The 16,813-nt window shown below is 69.6% G+C and carries 12 protein-coding genes; 9 read left to right on the top strand and 3 right to left on the bottom strand.

The features are described 5' to 3' along the window. The first annotated feature begins 4 nt into the window (after positions 1–4). A complete protein-coding gene (gene pgi / locus C6V83_RS04960; RefSeq protein ID WP_105941456.1) occupies positions 5–1,681 on the top strand; it encodes a glucose-6-phosphate isomerase in 1,677 nt (558 codons plus the stop codon). A gap of 21 nt (positions 1,682–1,702) precedes the next feature. On the opposite strand, the gene C6V83_RS04965 is transcribed toward pgi, so the two are convergent. Beyond that, complete coding sequence (locus C6V83_RS04965) at positions 1,703–2,032, bottom strand: chorismate mutase (protein ID WP_105941457.1); 330 nt, start codon at positions 2,030–2,032, stop codon at positions 1,703–1,705. Between the two features lie 68 nt (positions 2,033–2,100). Here C6V83_RS04965 and C6V83_RS04970 point away from each other — a divergent pair, with 68 nt between their 5' ends. Beyond that, positions 2,101–3,921 carry a hypothetical protein gene (locus C6V83_RS04970; protein ID WP_105941458.1) on the top strand — a complete coding sequence of 607 codons (1,821 nt, stop codon included), beginning with the start codon at positions 2,101–2,103 and terminating at the stop codon, positions 3,919–3,921. 67 nt (positions 3,922–3,988) lie between these two features. After that, positions 3,989–6,469, top strand: a complete 2,481-nt coding sequence (locus C6V83_RS04975; RefSeq protein ID WP_105941459.1) for a UvrD-helicase domain-containing protein — start codon at positions 3,989–3,991, stop codon at positions 6,467–6,469. Positions 6,470–6,501: 32 nt separating this feature from the next. Here the strand turns inward: C6V83_RS04975 and C6V83_RS04980 are convergent, their stop codons facing one another. Beyond that, positions 6,502–7,704 carry a M23 family metallopeptidase gene (locus C6V83_RS04980; RefSeq protein ID WP_234353863.1) on the bottom strand — a complete coding sequence of 401 codons (1,203 nt, stop codon included), beginning with the start codon at positions 7,702–7,704 and terminating at the stop codon, positions 6,502–6,504. A gap of 319 nt (positions 7,705–8,023) precedes the next feature. On the opposite strand from C6V83_RS04980, the gene sucC reads away from it, so the two are divergent. The 6 genes from sucC (at position 8,024) to C6V83_RS05010 (ending at position 12,680) form a co-directional block, all read left to right on the top strand. Further along, positions 8,024–9,187, top strand: coding sequence for an ADP-forming succinate--CoA ligase subunit beta (gene sucC / locus C6V83_RS04985; RefSeq protein WP_105941461.1), 1,164 nt, complete (start codon positions 8,024–8,026; stop codon positions 9,185–9,187). 14 nt (positions 9,188–9,201) lie between these two features. After that, positions 9,202–10,104, top strand: a complete 903-nt coding sequence (gene sucD, locus C6V83_RS04990; protein WP_105941462.1) for a succinate--CoA ligase subunit alpha — start codon at positions 9,202–9,204, stop codon at positions 10,102–10,104. Positions 10,105–10,234: 130 nt separating this feature from the next. After that, the gene (locus tag C6V83_RS04995; protein WP_234353864.1) at positions 10,235–10,870 is read left to right on the top strand and encodes a hypothetical protein; all 636 of its coding nucleotides are present in this window, start codon (positions 10,235–10,237) and stop codon (positions 10,868–10,870) included. After that, positions 10,867–11,364 (top strand): RDD family protein, encoded by a 498-nt coding sequence (locus C6V83_RS05000; RefSeq protein WP_105941463.1) that lies wholly within the window; start codon positions 10,867–10,869, stop codon positions 11,362–11,364. Before C6V83_RS04995 ends, C6V83_RS05000 begins: the two co-directional genes overlap by 4 nt. 42 nt (positions 11,365–11,406) lie before the next feature. Next, positions 11,407–12,072, top strand: a complete 666-nt coding sequence (locus tag C6V83_RS05005) for a DUF5336 domain-containing protein (RefSeq protein ID WP_105941464.1) — start codon at positions 11,407–11,409, stop codon at positions 12,070–12,072. Continuing rightward, on the top strand, positions 12,069–12,680 hold the full coding sequence (locus tag C6V83_RS05010; RefSeq protein ID WP_234353865.1) for a TetR/AcrR family transcriptional regulator: 612 nt from the start codon (positions 12,069–12,071) through the stop codon (positions 12,678–12,680). Before C6V83_RS05005 ends, C6V83_RS05010 begins: the two co-directional genes overlap by 4 nt. Positions 12,681–13,019: 339 nt before the next feature. Here C6V83_RS05010 and C6V83_RS05015 read toward each other — a convergent pair whose 3' ends face one another. Next, positions 13,020–16,745: an indolepyruvate ferredoxin oxidoreductase family protein gene (locus C6V83_RS05015; protein ID WP_105941465.1), complete on the bottom strand. Its 3,726-nt coding sequence runs from the start codon at positions 16,743–16,745 to the stop codon at positions 13,020–13,022. Positions 16,746–16,813 lie beyond the last annotated feature (68 nt).

Consider the following 16,813-nt stretch of genomic DNA (forward strand, 5'->3'; position numbering starts at 1 on the left):
ACCCATGGCAGGGCGAGGACCGCGGGACCACGACGGCGGAGCAGACATCACCGACACCGACTCCTGGCGGGCGCTCGTCGCGCACCGAGAGCGGCTCGCCGCCACCTCGCTGCGCGAGATGTTCGAGTCCGATCCCGAGCGCGGACGAGCGATGGTGATCGATGCCGGCGATCTGCACATCGACTACTCGAAGAACCTGGCGACCGCCGAGACCATCGCCCTGCTGACCGATCTCGCCCGCGACGCCGGAGTCGAAGAGCTCCGCGACGCGATGCTGCGCGGCGACCACCTCAACACCTCGGAGGACCGGCCCGCGCTGCACACGGCGCTGCGGGCGCCGGCCGGAACCGTGTTGGAGGTCGACGGACGGGACGTCGTCGCCGACGTCCACGAGGTGCTGACCGCGATGGGCGGTTTCGCCGACCGGATCCGCGACGGCGACTGGACCGGCGCCACCGGCAAGGCGATCACCGATGTGGTCAACATCGGCATCGGCGGCAGCGATCTCGGACCGGCCATGGGCTATCAGGCGCTGCGCCACTATCGGCACCCGCGGATCACCTGCCACTACGTCTCCAACGTCGATCCGTCCGACCTCGTCGCCACCCTCGCAGGTCTGAATCCGGAGACCACGCTCTTCATCGTCGCGTCCAAAACGTTCACGACGCTGGAGACCCTCACCAACGCACGTGCTGCCCGTGCCTGGCTTCTCGCCGCGCTCGACGCGCCGGCGGTCGCCAAGCATTTCGTCGCGGTGAGCACCAATGCCGCGCAGGTGCAGGCCTTCGGCATCGACACGGCGAACATGTTCGGCTTCTGGGACTGGGTCGGCGGCCGCTACTCGATGGACTCCGCGATCGGCCTGAGCCTGATGATCGCCGTCGGCCGCGAGAACTTCGCCGACCTGCTCGCCGGTTTCCACACCATGGACCAGCACTTCCGCACCGCTCCGCCGGAGGCCAACGCGCCGATCCTGCTCGGGCTGCTCGGCCTCTGGTACTCGGACTTCTGGGACGCGCAGAGTCACGCGGTGCTGCCCTACAACGACGACCTGGCGCGCTTTCCCGCCTACCTGCAGCAGCTCGTCATGGAGTCGAACGGCAAGTCGGTCACTCGCGACGGCCGTCCGGTCACCACCAAGACTGCGACCGTGGTGTGGGGCGAGCCCGGCACCAACGGTCAGCACGCCTTCTTCCAGCTGCTGCACCAGGGAACCTGGCTGATCCCGGCGGACTTCATCGGCTTCGCGCAGCCGCTCGACGATCTCCCGACCGCCGACGGCGGCTCCATGCACGACCTGCTGATGAGCAACTTCTTCGCGCAGACCGCGGTGCTCGCGTTCGGCAAGAGCGCAGACGACCTCGCCGCCGAAGGCGTCGACCCCGAGCTGGTCCCGCACAAGGTGATGCCCGGCGGCCGGCCGAGCACCACGATCCTCGCGCCCCGACTGGCCCCGTCGGTGCTGGGCCAGTTGATCGCCCTGTACGAGCACCAGGTGTTCGTGCAGGCGATGGTCTGGGGGATCAACCCCTTCGATCAATGGGGGGTGGAACTGGGCAAGAAGGTCGCCGGTCAGATGGTCGGTGCGATCAGTGAAGCGGCATCGCCTGCGCCGCTGGCCGATTCGTCATCGGACGCCCTGGTGCGCTGGTACCGCGCCGAACGCGGACGGCCGGCCTAGCAGCCCCGAGGTCGACGCCGCTCAGCGGCCCAGCGGTCCGCGCCCCAGGCGCAGCAGCAGCATGGCGAGGGTGTGTCCCTCCGGGCCGAGTTCGGAGAAGCGTTCGAGCACCTTCACCTCGCGGCTGTGGACCAGGCGCGGGCCGCCGGCCGCCATGCGGGCGGCGCCGATCTTCTTGGAGACCGCCGATCGGCGCTGGACTGCGGCCAGGATGATCGCGTCCATGCGGTCGATCTCGCCGCGCAACTCGTCGATGTCGTCGGGAAGACCGTCGACGTCGGCGCCCAGGTCGTAGGCCGACAGGTCGATCGGCTGGGGATCGGTGTCACTCACGGAATCCGATCTTGCCATGACCGCGCCGGACGGGGCGCGACGGACCGCCCGAAATGCGCTCGGCCGGAAATCGGCACACTGGGGCCATGACTGAGACCCTCGAGCGGCCGGCCTCCCGGATCGCGGTCGCGGGTGCGGCCCTGATCGTCGTACAGCTGGTGGTGCGCGCGGTGCTGGCCGCCCGCGGCGACTTCTACTGGGACGATCTGATCCTCACCGCGCGGGCGTCGTCGAACCCGATCCTCAGCTGGGAGCATCTCGGTCACCGGCACGACGGTCACTTCATGCCGGGCGCCTTGCTGCTGGCCGGCGTCACCGCCCGAGTCGCACCGCTGGAGTGGTGGCTGCCGGCCGTGACGCTGGTGGTGCTGCAGGCAGTCGCCTCGGTCGCGGTGTGGCGGATGATCCGGGTGATCGCTCCCCGGGCGCAGGTGGGTGCGATCGCCGCGCTGGCGTTCTACCTCTTCTCGCCGATGACGGTCAGTGCCTTCCTGTGGTGGGCGGCCGGCATCAACACGCTGCCGCTGCAGGCGGCGATGGCGGTCGTGGTCGCGAACGCCGTCCTGCTCACCCGTGCCCCGGTGGCCCCGCCGCGGGCCCGGTGGTTGACCGCCGGGGCGCTCCTCGCTTTCGCGGTGGGTCTCGCCTTTTTCGAGAAGTCGCTGGTGATCTTTCCGGTGGCGTTCGCCGCGGCGGCGCTCACGGCCTACGCGACCGACGGCGGCGGCCTGCGCGCGGCGGTGCGACGGACGGCGGTCCGCGGACGGACGCTCTGGTACGGGCTGGGCGGATTGTTCGCGGTCTGGCTGGCGCTGTTCGCCGTCGGGGTCGAGGCGCCGGCCGGGGATGCGTCCCTCGGCCAGGCGGTGCGGCTGGTGTGGCGGACCGTGTACGACGCGGTGGTGCCGGCGACGGTCGGCGCGCCGTGGGCGTGGGATCGCTGGACCACCTCGCCCCCGTTCGGCGTACCGGGCCCGGCGATGATCGCCGGCGGCGGACTGCTGATCGCCGGGGCGGCGGTGTGGTCGTGGCGGACCAGGGCGGCGGCCCCGGCGATCTGGGGAGCGGTGATCCTGTACGTCGTCGCGGCGGCCGCTCCGGTCGCCTGGTATCGCTCGGGCGAGAGCACTGCACCGGAATTGATGCAGACCATGCGCTACCTTCCCGACACGGCGCTGGTGATCACGATCGGCATCGCGCTGATGGCCGCCGCCCCGGTCCGCCGGCGCGGCACGCACGCGCGACGGGCCGGCGACGATGGCGCCCCGCGTACCGCGCTCGGCGCACTCGTGGGGATCCTCGTGTTCTCGTGTCTGATCAGCACGGCGCTCTATTCCGCCGCCTGGCGCGACGATCCGACCGGCGCGTACCTCGATGCGGCCAAGCGCTCGCTCGCGGCGAATCGCGATCTGGTGATGTTCGACCAGTCGCTGCCGCTGGAAGTCCTGACACCGGTCGCCTATCCCGACAACCAGATCAGCCGGGTCTTCGGCCGGGTGGCGCAGCGGCCCGAGTTCGGCGACCAGACCGATCGGCTGAGGGTGCTCGACGAGCACGGGGCGATGGTGCCCGGCGGGGTCAGCCCGCAGCGGGGGATCGCCGGCATCCGCGGCAGTTGCGGACGGCCTGCGCTCACCGAACGCACCGTCCTGCCGCTCTCGGGGCCGTTGATCGAGTGGGACTGGACCGTCGTGCTGCACTACTGCGCGAGCCGCGACGGCGAGTTGACGGTCTCGCTCGGTCAGGGGGAGCGGCAGATCCGGGTGCGCGCCGGGCTGAACGAGGTGTACTTCCAGTTGCGGGGGTCCGGCGAGCACCTGGTCGTCGAGCCGTCGACGCCGGGTCTGGCCCTGCACATCTCGGGCGGCCGGGTCGGCGAGCCCATCGTCGCCGCCTACGCCCCCTGACACGACAGGCCGCCGCCGCCCGCCCGGAGACCGGCTTGTCGGTGCCCGCCGGTACCCTGGACTGGCGATGACGACCTCTCCTGACCAGCTTCTCGACGGCCTCAATCCCCAGCAGCGGGCGGCGGTGCTCCATACCGGATCACCGCTGCTCATCGTGGCCGGAGCGGGCTCCGGGAAGACCGCGGTGCTGACCCGGCGGATCGCGTATCTGCTGGCTGAGCGGGACGTGACGCCCGGTCAGATCCTGGCGATCACGTTCACCAACAAGGCCGCCGCCGAGATGCGCGAGCGGGTGATCGAGCTGGTCGGTCCGCGCGGCAACTACATGTGGGTGTCGACTTTCCACTCCACCTGCGTGCGAATCCTGCGCGCGCAGGCATCGCTGCTCGTCGGGCGCAACTCGAACTTCTCCATCTACGATTCCGACGACCAGCGTCGCCTGCTCGGCATGGTGGTGCGGGATCTGGAGCTGGATCCGAAGAAGTACAGTCCGCGCGGACTCTCGACCGTGATCTCGAACTGGAAGAACGAGCTCCGGTCTCCGGAGGAGGCCCGGGAGCAGCCCGGCGACTTCACGCCTCAGCAGGGGCAGACCGTCGAAGACGTACTCGACGTCTACGCGGAGTATCAGCGTCGCCTCGCCGAGGCGAACGCCTTCGACTTCGACGATCTGATCGGCGAGACCGTCGCACTGCTGCAGCGTCATCCCGACATCGCCGAGTACTACCGCCGTCGCTTCCGGCATGTGCTGATCGACGAGTACCAGGACACCAACCACGCCCAGTACATGTTCGTGCGGGAACTGGTGGGCGAGCCCGGGCAGAGCGGCACGACGCCGTCGGAGCTGTGCGTCGTCGGCGATGCGGACCAGTCCATCTACGCCTTCCGCGGTGCGACGATCCGCAACATCGAGGAGTTCGAGCGGGACTACCCCGACGCCGAGACGATCCTGCTGGAGCAGAACTACCGCTCCACGCAGACCATCCTGTCGGCGGCCAACGCGGTGATCGCGCAGAATCCCAACCGCCGCGCGAAGAAGCTGTGGACCGATTCCGGTGAGGGCGACCTGATCGTCGGCTACGTCGCCGACTCCGACCGCGACGAGGCGCAGTTCATTGCCAAGGAGATCGATGAGCTGTGCGAGTCGTCGATCGGCGGATCGAGCTCGGCGAGCTACTCTGACGTCGCGGTCTTCTACCGGACCAACACCGGTTCGCGGCCGATCGAAGAGGCGTTCATCCGGCACGGCATCCCGTACAAGGTCGTCGGCGGCACGCGCTTCTACGAGCGCAAAGAGGTGCGCGACGTCGTCGCCTACCTGCGCGTGGTGGCCAACCCCGACGACTCGGTGAGCCTGCGGCGCATCCTCAACACCCCGCGCCGCGGCATCGGTGCGCGGGCGGAGGCCTGCGTCGCCGTCCACTCGGAGAATCTGGGGATCAGTTTCTACCAGGCGCTCGTCGACGCCTCCGAAGGCAACGTGGCGCTGCTGAACACCCGCGCGGTGAAACAGATCGGCGGCTTCGTCGAGCTCATCGAGGGCCTGCGGCGCGACTACTTGCTCGCGTTCGCCGGTGACGGCGACGAGGCGGTCGCCGATGCCACCGCCGAGGGCGCCGACATCGGCGAGCTGGTGGAGGCGATCGTCGACCGCACCGGCTACCGGGCCGAGCTGGAGGCGTCGAACGACCCGCAGGACGGTGCCCGGTTGGACAACCTGAACGAGCTGGTCGCCGTCGCCCGCGATTTCAGCGTCGAAGCGGCGCAACTGATCGAGGACGGTCCCGACGACGAGGACGAACCCGCCGACACCGAAGGCCAGCCCTTCGACGCAGCTCAGGAACCACCCGAGCCGGGATCTCTGGCGGCGTTCCTGGAGAAGGTGTCCCTGGTGGCCGACGCGGACCAGATCCCGGAGGACGGCGAGGGCGTGGTGACGCTGATGACCCTGCACACGGCGAAGGGCCTGGAGTTCCCGATCGTGTTCGTGACCGGCTGGGAGGACGGCATGTTCCCGCACCAGCGCGCGCTCGGCGACGCGGCCGAACTGAGCGAGGAACGACGACTCGCCTACGTCGGGATCACCCGCGCCCGGCAGAAGCTGTATCTGACGCGCGCGATCCTGCGCGCCGCCTGGGGGCAACCGGTGGAGAACCCGGAATCGCGGTTCCTGCAAGAGATCCCGCAGCACCTGCTCGACTGGCGACGGACCGCACCCCGGCGGGACCGCGGCTACAGCTCGGGCGGGTTCGGGTCCGAGGGTGGTTCTCGGCCGGGGGCGGGCCGTCCGTTCGGGTTCGGCTCGGCCTCGTCGGGCCCCGGCGGGATGCGCGGCCGGTCGTCGTACTCGGCGGATCCGACGCGCGGACGGCACAAGTACGTCGCCTACGAGATCGGCGACCGGATCAATCACCCGAAGTACGGTATGGGCAAGGCCGTGGAGAAGTCGGGCAGCGGCCCCACCGAGCAGATCGTGTTCGATTTCGGCGGCTCGGTCGGCAAGATGCGCCTGATGACGGGCTTCGGCGTGCCCGGTGAGAAGCTGTAGCTCGCTCGGCAGGGGCGGCTAGCGGGGGGCGGCTAGTTGCCGTAGGCGTTGATGCGGATGCCGTTCTTGGCCAGCCAGGGAGCGGGGTCGATCTTGGTGGTGCCGTTCTTCCACACCTCGAGGTGCAGGTGCGGGCCGGTGGAGAAGCCCTCGGAGCCGACCAGTCCGATCACGTCGCCGGCCGTCACCTTCTGGCCCTCTTCGACCAGAACACCGGATGCGGCCATGTGGCCGTACATGGTGATGGTGCCGTCGGCGTGCTTGATCTGGATCCAGTTGCCGTATCCGGAGGCCGGGCCCGCCTTCTTGACGACGCCGTCGGCGACGGCGTGGATGGGCGTGCCGAGCGGCGCCGCGAGATCGAGGCCGCCGTGCATGCTGCCCCAGCGCGGGCCGAAGCCCGACGTGAAGGAGTACTTGGCCAGGATCGGCGCCGCGAACAGCGGCTTGCGCTTGGCGGCTTCGGCGGCCGCCGCGGAGGCGGCGAGCTGCTTGCCGACGTTGAGCTGCTTGGCGTAGTCGCTCATGTCGGCGCCGCTGACGGCGGGCACGACGCCCCCGCCGGTGTGGTCGGAGGCCGCTGCGGCGAGCGCGGGGGCTCCCGGGGCCGCGGGCGGTGGGCTCGACGGAGCGGACGCGGTATCGGAGGTGGTGCCGGACCCGGCGACGGCGGCAGCCGCGGCACCAGCCGCGACGGCGATCAGCGCGCTGCGTGCCTTGAGGGCCGCCGGCGGTCCGGACCGATGGCGGGCGCGCTTGGGACCGGCGGTCGGCGGAGTGACAGGGATGTCGGCGGTGACTCGGGTCTGCGCGCCGGGCTCGGGCCGGTCGGTCCGAGTCGATTCACTCGAGGGCCGTGTGATCGCGAATCCCGTCGCGGGTGCGGGCTCGACGAGCGGTGCGTCCGAGGATCGCCCGAGCGGGGCCGCCTCGGTCTGTGCCGCCTCGGTCTGTACTGCTTGGACCTCGGCTACCTGGGCCTGGGCTGTCTGCGCCGACTTCACCTCGATCGGCGGCAACTGGGTGCCGGCGGTCTTGGTGCTGCCGGCCTTGGTGCTGCTGGTTCTGGTGCTGCGGCCGGCCGGGCGCGGCTCGGTGCTCAGACCCACGCGGAGCGAGCGCGGCGGCAGCGGGATGTCCCGGGTCATCAGGGACTCGACGGTGATGCTCGACCCGCTCGTGGCGCGCCTGCGGGCGGCGACGGTCGTCGCGCCGGACTGGCTGCTAGGGGTCAAAATCGGTCACCTCGTTCTTCGTTCTGCTGTAACCATCTCGTTATCAACCTCATGAACGGTAGCCAATTCGGGGGGCTCTCGTCCACCCGCGCATCTGTTTTCGCAGTTCACGAAGGTTGTCCGGGGTCGGAGGAGGGCACTCCAACCCCCGCGATGAGCTACTCGCGAGTAGCCGAGGTTGGGGCTACCGGCGGGTAAGTGATTCTTTGCACTTGCGCTGGAACCGGCGGCATGTTGCCCGGTGCACACCGCTAAGGTTCATTGTGGCCCGCGTTACCCGAGTGGGTCATTCGACAACACACTCCGAATGGTGAGCTGAATGGATCTATTCGAATACCAGGCGAAGGAACTGTTCGTGAAGCACGGCGTTCCTTCCAGCGCGGGTTCCGTCGCCGAGGCATCGGCCGACGCGCGCGCGATCGCCGAGCAGATCGGCAAGGCCGTGATGGTCAAGGCCCAGGTCAAGACCGGTGGTCGTGGCAAAGCCGGTGGCGTGAAGTTCGCCGCCACCGCAGACGAGGCCCTCACCCACGCTGAGAACATCCTCGGCCTCGACATCAAGGGTCACATCGTCAAGAAGCTCCTGGTCACCGAGGCGAAGGACATCGCCGAGGAGTACTACATCTCCTTCCTGCTCGATCGAGCCAACCGCGATTACCTGGCCATGTGCTCGGTCGAGGGCGGCATGGAGATCGAAGAGGTGGCCGCCACCAAGCCGGACCGCCTCGCCAAGATCTCGATCGACCCGGTCGCCGGCGTCGACATCGCCAAGGCCCGCGAGATCGCCAAGGCCGGTCATCTGCCGGACGAGATCCTCGACGCGGCCGCGCACACCATCGCCAAGCTGTGGGAGGTCTTCGTCGAAGAAGACGCACTGCTGGTGGAGGTCAATCCGCTCGTCCGCACGCCCGAGGACGAGATCCTGGCCCTCGACGGCAAGGTCACGCTGGACGGCAACGCCGACTTCCGGCACCCGGACCACGCCGTCTTCGAGGACAAGGACGCCACCGATCCCCTCGAGCTCAAGGCCAAGGAGCACGACCTCAACTACGTCAAGCTCGACGGCGAGGTCGGCGTCATCGGCAACGGCGCGGGTCTGGTCATGTCGACCCTGGACGTCGTCGCCTACGCGGGCGAGCTGCACGGCGGCGTGAAGCCGGCCAACTTCCTGGACATCGGCGGCGGCGCCTCGGCCGACGTGATGGCCGCCGGTCTCGATGTGATCCTGGGCGACGAGCAGGTCAAGAGCGTCTTCGTGAACGTCTTCGGCGGCATCACCGCCTGTGACGCGGTCGCCAACGGCATCGTCGGCGCGCTGGAGAAGCTCGGCGACACCGCGAGCAAGCCGCTCGTCGTGCGTCTGGACGGGAACAAGGTCGAGGAAGGCCGGAAGATCCTGGCCGATGCGAACCACCCGCTGGTGACGCTCGCCGAATCCATGGACGAAGGCGCCGACAAGGCCGCCGAACTGGCGAACAAGTAAGGGGCGGTCACACTATGTCTATCTACCTCAACAGGGACAACAAGGTCATCGTCCAGGGCATCACCGGCGGTGAGGGCACCAAGCACACCGCCCTGATGCTCAAGGCCGGGACCAACATCGTCGGCGGCGTCAACGCCCGCAAGGCCGGCACCACCGTCAAGCACCTCGACGCCGCCGGGCGCGAGATCGAGCTGCCGGTCTTCGGCAGCGTCGCCGAGGCGATGGAGAAGACCGGGGCCGACACCTCGATCGCCTTCGTCCCGCCGGCCTTCTCCAAAGACGCCATCATCGAGGCCGTCGACGCGGAGATCCCGCTGCTGGTGGTCATCACCGAGGGCATCCCGGTGCAGGACACCGCCTACGCGTGGGCTTATAATCTGGACAAGGGCGCCAAAACCCGCATCATCGGCCCGAACTGCCCCGGCATCATCACCCCGGGCGAGGCGCTGGTCGGCATCACGCCGAACAACATCACCGGCAAGGGCCCGATCGGGCTTGTCTCCAAGTCCGGCACCCTGACCTACCAGATGATGTACGAGCTGCGTGACCTCGGCTTCTCGACCGCCATCGGCATCGGCGGCGACCCGGTCATCGGCACCACGCACATCGATGCGATCGAGGCCTTCGAGGCCGATCCGGAGACCAAGGTCATCGTGATGATCGGCGAGATCGGCGGTGACGCCGAGGAGCGCGCGGCCGACTACATCAAGGCCAACGTCAGCAAGCCGGTCGTCGGTTACGTGGCCGGCTTCACCGCGCCGGAGGGCAAGACCATGGGTCACGCCGGCGCGATCGTCTCGGGCAGTTCGGGTACCGCCCAGGCGAAGAAGGAGGCCCTCGAGGCCGCCGGCGTCAAGGTCGGCAAGACCCCGAGCGAGGCCGCCCGCCTGGCTCGCGAGATCTACGAAAGCCTGTAACGGCCGGGCGGCGCACCCCGCCGCTCACCTCGCCCCGGAACGCCCCAGCGGTGGTCCGGGGCGAGGTGCATCCGGTCTGTCATCCAGACATCCCGAGATGGGGCGGGGAGGGCTTCGGCATACTGAGCGGATGACGCAACTGATCAGGGCGGGAGACGACGGCGGGCTCCTCGCGCGCCTGCCGGTGATCGGCGGGCCGGTCCGAGCGGCCGTCGATACGGTGTTCGCGCTGCCGCGGACCGCGCTCCGCGCCGTGCTCGACGAGGTGTTCGCCTACCTCGCGGAGACGGATCTGACCCCGGTGCTGCTGCGCGCAGTCGATCTCGATCGGGTTCTGGCATCGGTGGACCTGCAGGCGCTGCTCGCACGGGTGGATCTGAATCAGCTGCTCGACGACGTGGACCTGAACGCGCTGCTCGACGGCGTCGACCTCAATCCGGTGCTCGCGCGACTGGACCTCAACCCAGTGGTGGCCGCGCTCGACCTGCAGGCGGTGATCGAGACCGTCGACATCGACAAAGTGCTCGAGGGGGTCGACGTGGATGCCGTGCTGGCGCGCACAGATCTGGTCGGCACGGCCGCCCTGGTCGTCGACGGGATCGATCTGAACAACATCGTGCGCGAGGCGAGCGCCTCGGTCACCACCGAGATGATCACCGACGTGCGCAGCGGAAGCGAGCGCGCGGACGACAAGGTGGATCAGTTCGTCGGGCGGATCCTCCGTCGCAAAGCCGCCGAACAGCCCCGGCCGGGAGTCACGCAGTGACACCCGAACCCGAACCGCGCGTCGCGGCGTTGCGCAGCGCCGGCATCGTCAGCCGGGTGATCGCGGCGCTGATCGACGTGGCGACGGTGTTCGGGTTCCAGGTGGGCCTGTACCTGGTGGTCGTGCTGTTCCGCCTGGCTCTGGACGTGCGTGCGCTGCTGGCCCCGGACGGAGCGTGGATCTGGGGAACGTCGACGTATTTCCTGCTGGCCGTTGTCTATCTGACAGTCTCGTGGTCGGCCTTCGGCCGGACGGTCGGACAGCTGATCATGGGCCTCGGCGTGATCAGCCGCCGTTCGGGAGACAATCCGCGGTTCGTCGTCGCGCTCGGCCGCGCTGTGTTCTGCGCCGTCTTCCCGATCGGCCTGCTTTGGGTGGTGATCTCCGCGCGCCGCTGGTCAGTGCAGGACATCGTCTGTTTCACGCGCGTGGTGTACACCCACGAGGTACTGCCGGAGCCCTCGGTGGTGCACCACGTGCGCGGGGGAACGTAGTCCGTCCGGTTGACGTCGCCGTTCGGGTGGTTCAATACCAGCATGAACGAGAATCCGAACAGCGGTCAGAACTGGGGTCCGGTCGGCGGACCGGGTCCGCAGCAGAGCGGGCCGCACCCGACACCGCAGCAGGCGCCCACCGGGCACTACCCGAACTACGGTCAGCCCGGCGCGGAGTACGGGCAGCCCGGCGCGGAGTACGGCCAGTATCCGGCGGGGCCGACCAGCCAGTACGGCGTGCCGCCGCAGGCGGGACCGTCGTACTTCACGCTGCTCCCGCTGCCGGTCAAGCTGGCGCTGGGCGCGGGGCTGTTCGGTGTCATCACGTTCTTCATGGGCTTCCTCTCCTGGGTGACCGTCGGGGAGAGCCTCGAGCGCGATGCCGACCGCTGGGCGATGAACCAGGACGGCGACTTCGGCATCCCGGCATTTCTCACCATGGTCTTCACCCCCGGCTGGTTCCTGCTCGGTCTTAGTGCGGCGGGCGTGTTCGCGTTCGGGTTCGTCGCGGTCAAGCTGCGGCGCTTTCTGCCGCACGTCGCCGCCCTGACCGTGATCTGCTGGCTCGGCCTCCTGGCCTGTGCGCTCGCACTCCCGGGCTTTATCAGCCTCGGCGCCGGCGCCATCGTCGCCCTGATCCTCGGCGCCTTCCAGACCCTGCTGATCGGCGTCGCCACCGTCATGGACGGTATGAACGACGACCAGTGACCGCTGACCCCGACCCGACCCCGACCACGCGGCGCGGCCAGGCGAAGGCCGCACGCCGCACGGAGTTGCTCGCTGCCGCGGCGCGCCTGATGGCGCGCCGCGGCTTCGTCGCGGTGCGCCTGGAAGACATCGCCGCCGAGGTCGGCATCAGCGGTCCGGCGATGTACCGGCACTTCGCCTCCAAGAACGACGTCCTCGACGAGCTGCTGCTCGACATCTCCGAGCGGCTCTTCACCGGCGGCGAGGAGGTGGCCGAGAAGGGCGGCGCTCCCGCGGACGTGCTGCGCAGCCTCGTCGAGTTCCACATCGACGTGCTCGTGACCAAACCGGACCTGATCGCGATCCAGGACCGGGACCTGGATTCGCTGACCCCCGACGCGAATCACCGCGTCCGCTCGCTGCAGCGCCGGTACGTCGAGAACTGGGTGCAGGTGCTGGTCGCCGCGACCGCTGCGGCGGGCCGCCCGCTGACCGTCGAGGAGGCACGGGTGCGCACGCACGCCGCCTTCGGGCTCCTCAACTCCTCCCCGCGACTGCCGCCGTTCGACGAGGCACGACTGCGTACAGTGCTCGCGGACATGGCGCTCGCCGCACTGCTCGTCGATTGACCTTCCGCGCTCGGAGACGGTTTCGACTCGCTGCGCTCGCTCAACCATCGAGAGAGGGGCTCGCTCGACCGTCGGAAGGTGGGTTTCGACTCGCTGCGCTCGCTCAACCATCGAGAGAGGGGCTCGCTCGACCGTCGGAAGGTGGGTTTCGACTCGCTGCGCTCGCTCAACCATCGAGAGAGGGGCTCGCTCAACCATCTAGGGAGGGGCTCGCTCAACCATCTAGGGAGGGGTTCGCTCGACCGTCGAGGGACCGCTCGATCGTCGAGGGACCGCTCGATCGTCGAGGGCGCTCGTCGTTTCGATGGTTGAGCGAACGAAGTGAGTCGAAACCCCCTTCTAGGAGTCGGTCAGGCGGGCGAGTTCGGTGCGGAAGCGGTCGACGTTCGCCATCTTGATGTCCTCGTAGCCGCGGACCAGATCGGGCAGCTCGGCCACGGCGACGGCGTCGGCGAGCCGGGCGGACGTGGGCTCGGACCCGAGCCCGGCGATCATGCGGTCCACCGCGGATCGGTACTCGTCGATCAGGGCGCGTTCGGTGCGCCGCACCGACGTGTGGCCGAACGGATCGAGCCGTGTGCCGCGCAGGCCCTTCATCGCTGCCAGTCCGCGCAGGGCCGGCCGCGCCCAGCGGCCCAGCCCGATCTTCTTGTCCATCCCCAGAGCCCGGAGCGCCGGCGGGTGCAGCCGCACGGACACGGCGGCGTCGGCGCCGTAGGCCTGAGCCACCTGCCCGGCGAACGCGGCGTCCGCGGTCAGCCGCGCCACCTCGTACTCGTCTTTGTACGCCATGAGCTTGTACAGATTCCGTGCCACCGCTTCGGTCAGGGCGGGGTGGCCCACCGCGTCGTGCACGCCGCGGACGTACTCCAGGTACCGCCGGGCGTACGTCTCGTCCTGGTAGGCGGTGAGCTCGTCGTAGCGGAGCGCGACCACGTCGCGGAGGGTGTCGTCGCCGGCCAGCTGTGCCGCCGCGCTCAGCGCCGCCGGGCTCCGACGACCCCCGCCGGATCCCGCCGCTTCGTCGGCCGCACCCTCGGCCGCGGTGTCGGCGCCTGGGCCGCCCGCAGCGGCCGCGAGCGCCGCCGGATCGGCGAGCGCTTGACGTCCGCGGCGGAAGGCCTGCAGGTTCGCCTCGACCGCGACTCCGTTGAGTTCGACGGCCCGCTCGACCGCTGCCGCCGAGACGGGCAGCGCGCCGGCCTGGTAGGCCGCGCCGACCATGAGCATGTTGGCGTACTGCTCGTCGTCGAAGAGGCGTTCGGCGAGTGCCGCGGCGTCCAGGTAGACGGCCCGGGACACCTCGGCGTCGATGACCGAATGCACCCGGTCGGCGGCGGGGAAGGTCACCGCGCTGTCGCTCACCATCGCGCCGGTCGGAATCTGCGCGGTCGAGACCACCGCCGTCGTCTTGGCCGCCGAGGCCACCTTGAGATTCGCCGGATCGGCGCCGACCAGCTGGTCGCAGGCGAGGTACAGGTCGCAGTCCCCGCCGGCCACCTTCGCGGCCTGTTCGACCCGGTTGCGGGTGAACTTCAGATCGCTGACCACCGCGCCGCCCTTCTGGGCGAGGCCGGTCATGTCGACGGTGCGGGCATCCAGGCCGTCGAGCACGGCCGCGGTGGCCAGGACCTGGGACACCGTGACCACGCCGGTGCCGCCGATGCCGGTGATCCGGACGGTGAACGACGGTTCGGCAGAGGGCACGGCCGCGGGCGGCGGCAGCGCACCGGCGGCGAGCGCGGCGTCTCGATACGGACTCGTCACTTCGTTCCTCGTCCTACTCGACGACCAGAAGGGGCTCGTCTTGCTCGACGACCGGGAGGGGCTCGTCTTGCTCGACGACCGGGAGGGGCTCGTCTTGCTCGACGACCAGAAGAGGCTCGTCTTGTTCGACCGACGAGCATCCGGCGACCGCGGCGTGACGGTGACGAAGGCGGGGCAGTCGCCGTCGAGGCACGAGTAGTCGAGATTGCACGAGCTCTGATCGATCCGGGTCTTCCGGCCGAACTCGGTCTGGACCGGGTGCACGGACAGGCAGTTCGACTTGGCGCCGCAGTCGCCGCATCCCTCGCAGATCCGCTCGTTGATCATCACCCGGGTCCGCGGAGTGGGCAGTTGATTCCGCTTGCGCTTGCGGCGCTTCTCGGCGGCGCACTGCTGATCGTGGATCAGCACGGTGACGCCCGGAACGGCGGCCAGCTCGCGCTGGACGTCGAGAAGGTCGTCGCGGTGGCGCACCTGCGCCCGCACCTTCTCCCTGCGCAACGTGCGCCGGGTCCGTGCGGGATCGTCGGTCGTCACGACGATGCGGGCCACCCGCTCGGCGGTGAGCAGTGCGACCACCTGGGGCAGCGTCATCTGGCCGACCGGGTCCTGGCCGCCGGTCATCGCGACGGTGCCGTTGAACAGGAGCTTGTAGGTGACGTTCGCACCGGCCGCGACCGCGGCGCGCACGGCGAGCGAGCCGGAGTGCAGAAAGGTTCCGTCGCCGATGTTCTGGACGAAGTGGTTCTGCTCGACGAACGGCGACATGCCCAGCCACTGTGCGCCCTCGCCGCCCATCTGGGTGACCCCGGCGACGTCGCCCACCTGGGCCGGGTCCATCAGCAGCACCATGGCGTGGCATCCGATGCCCGCGCCGACGATCGTGTCCGGGGTGACCTGGGTGGAGCTGTTGTGCGGGCAGCCCGAGCAGAAGTAGGGTGACCGCACGGCCAGGGGAAGGCGCAAGCGGCTGCCCCGTGCGGTGTGCTCGTCGAGCCACCGCCGGGCCGGTTCGATCCGGTGCCGGCGGCCGAGACGATCGGCCAGACCGCGGGTCACCGCGTCGACGTCGAGCTCGCCGAAGCGGGAGAACAGGGTGGACCCGTCCTCGTGTGCCTTGCCGACGATGGCGGGAACCCGGGCGCGGCCGAAGAGCTTGTCGCGCAGCATGGTCTCGACGAAGTCGCGCTTTTCTTCGACGACGATCACCTCGTCCAGGCCCTCGATGAACGTCTCGACGATGTTCGGTTCGAGCGGGTAGACCATGCCGAGCTTCAACAGGCGGATGCCCAGCCGGGCCAGGTCGTCGTCGCCGATGCCGAGCAACCGCAACGCCTCGCGCACGTCGAGGTAGGTCTTGCCTGCGGCGACGATGCCGATCCGGTCGTCACCGGTGCGGGCGACGATCCGGTTGAGGCCGTTGAGGCGGGCGTACTCGACGGCGCGAGGCAGCCGGGTGGTCAGCTGGTTCTGCTCCAGCTCCATCAGGTTCGCGCCGAGCAGTCGTCCGCTCGGCACGTGCGGGCTGACGCCGAGGGTGCCGTACTCGACGGCGCGGCCGGTGCCGAGATGGGCCGGATCGAGCACGGCGGTCGACGCCCCGTCGGCGACGTGCGCAGAGATCTTCAGGGACGTCCACAGACCGGACACCCGGCTCATCAGCGCGGCGTGCACGCCCAGATCGAGGATGTCGGCGCTGTCGGCCGGGTAGAGGATCGGCATGTAGAGATCGGCCAGCGCCATCTCCGAGGCGCACGGCACAGTGGAGCTCTTGGCGCCCGGGTCGTCGCCCACCAGGGCCACGGCGCCGCCGGCCGGATCGGTGCCGATGATGTTGGCGTGCCGGAGCGCATCGGTCGCCCGGTCGAGGCCGGGCGCCTTGCCGTACCAGTAGCCCACCACGCCGGCGCGCGCCGTCCCGTCGGCGTCGGCGCTGAGCCGTCCGACCCGGGCGGCCAGCTGCGAGCCCATCACCGAGGTCGCCGCGAGCTCTTCGTTGAGGCCGGGGCGGTGGATCACGTCGTACGGGTCGAGGTACGCGGCGCGGCGTGCCAGCTCGAGGTCGTATCCGGCCAGGGGTGAACCCTCGTAGCCGGAGACGAACGACGCGGTGCGCAGACCGGCCCGGCGATCGAGGATCGCGCGGTCCCGGATCATCCGCGTCAGCGCCTGGATGCCGGTGAGGTACACGGTGCCCGACTCGGCGGTGTAGCGGTCGTCGAGGGAGAACCCGCCGGCCGGGCCGGATGCGGGAGAGGGGAGATCGGTGCCGGAGGCATGCTGATCGGCGATGGTCATGGGGGTGCCCAACCTTCGTGTCGGCTCGCTGCTCCTACCGTCCCGGGGTGACGGGCGTGGCGGTTCAG

Origin of the sequence: Gordonia iterans, from assembly GCF_002993285.1 — a bacterium.
Taxonomy (GTDB): Bacteria; Actinomycetota; Actinomycetes; order Mycobacteriales; family Mycobacteriaceae; genus Gordonia; species Gordonia iterans.

Coding starts and splice junctions, on each gene's coding strand:
- C6V83_RS04970 (WP_105941458.1), top strand. CDS start 2,101: ATGACTGAGACCCTCGAGCGGCCGGCCTCCCGGATCGCGGTCGCGGGT.
- pgi (WP_105941456.1), top strand. CDS start 5: ATGGCAGGGCGAGGACCGCGGGACCACGACGGCGGAGCAGACATCACC.
- C6V83_RS04995 (WP_234353864.1), top strand. CDS start 10,235: ATGACGCAACTGATCAGGGCGGGAGACGACGGCGGGCTCCTCGCGCGC.
- C6V83_RS04965 (WP_105941457.1), bottom strand. CDS start 2,032: ATGGCAAGATCGGATTCCGTGAGTGACACCGATCCCCAGCCGATCGAC.
- sucD (WP_105941462.1), top strand. CDS start 9,202: ATGTCTATCTACCTCAACAGGGACAACAAGGTCATCGTCCAGGGCATC.
- C6V83_RS04975 (WP_105941459.1), top strand. CDS start 3,989: ATGACGACCTCTCCTGACCAGCTTCTCGACGGCCTCAATCCCCAGCAG.
- C6V83_RS05015 (WP_105941465.1), bottom strand. CDS start 16,745: ATGACCATCGCCGATCAGCATGCCTCCGGCACCGATCTCCCCTCTCCC.
- C6V83_RS05005 (WP_105941464.1), top strand. CDS start 11,407: ATGAACGAGAATCCGAACAGCGGTCAGAACTGGGGTCCGGTCGGCGGA.
- sucC (WP_105941461.1), top strand. CDS start 8,024: ATGGATCTATTCGAATACCAGGCGAAGGAACTGTTCGTGAAGCACGGC.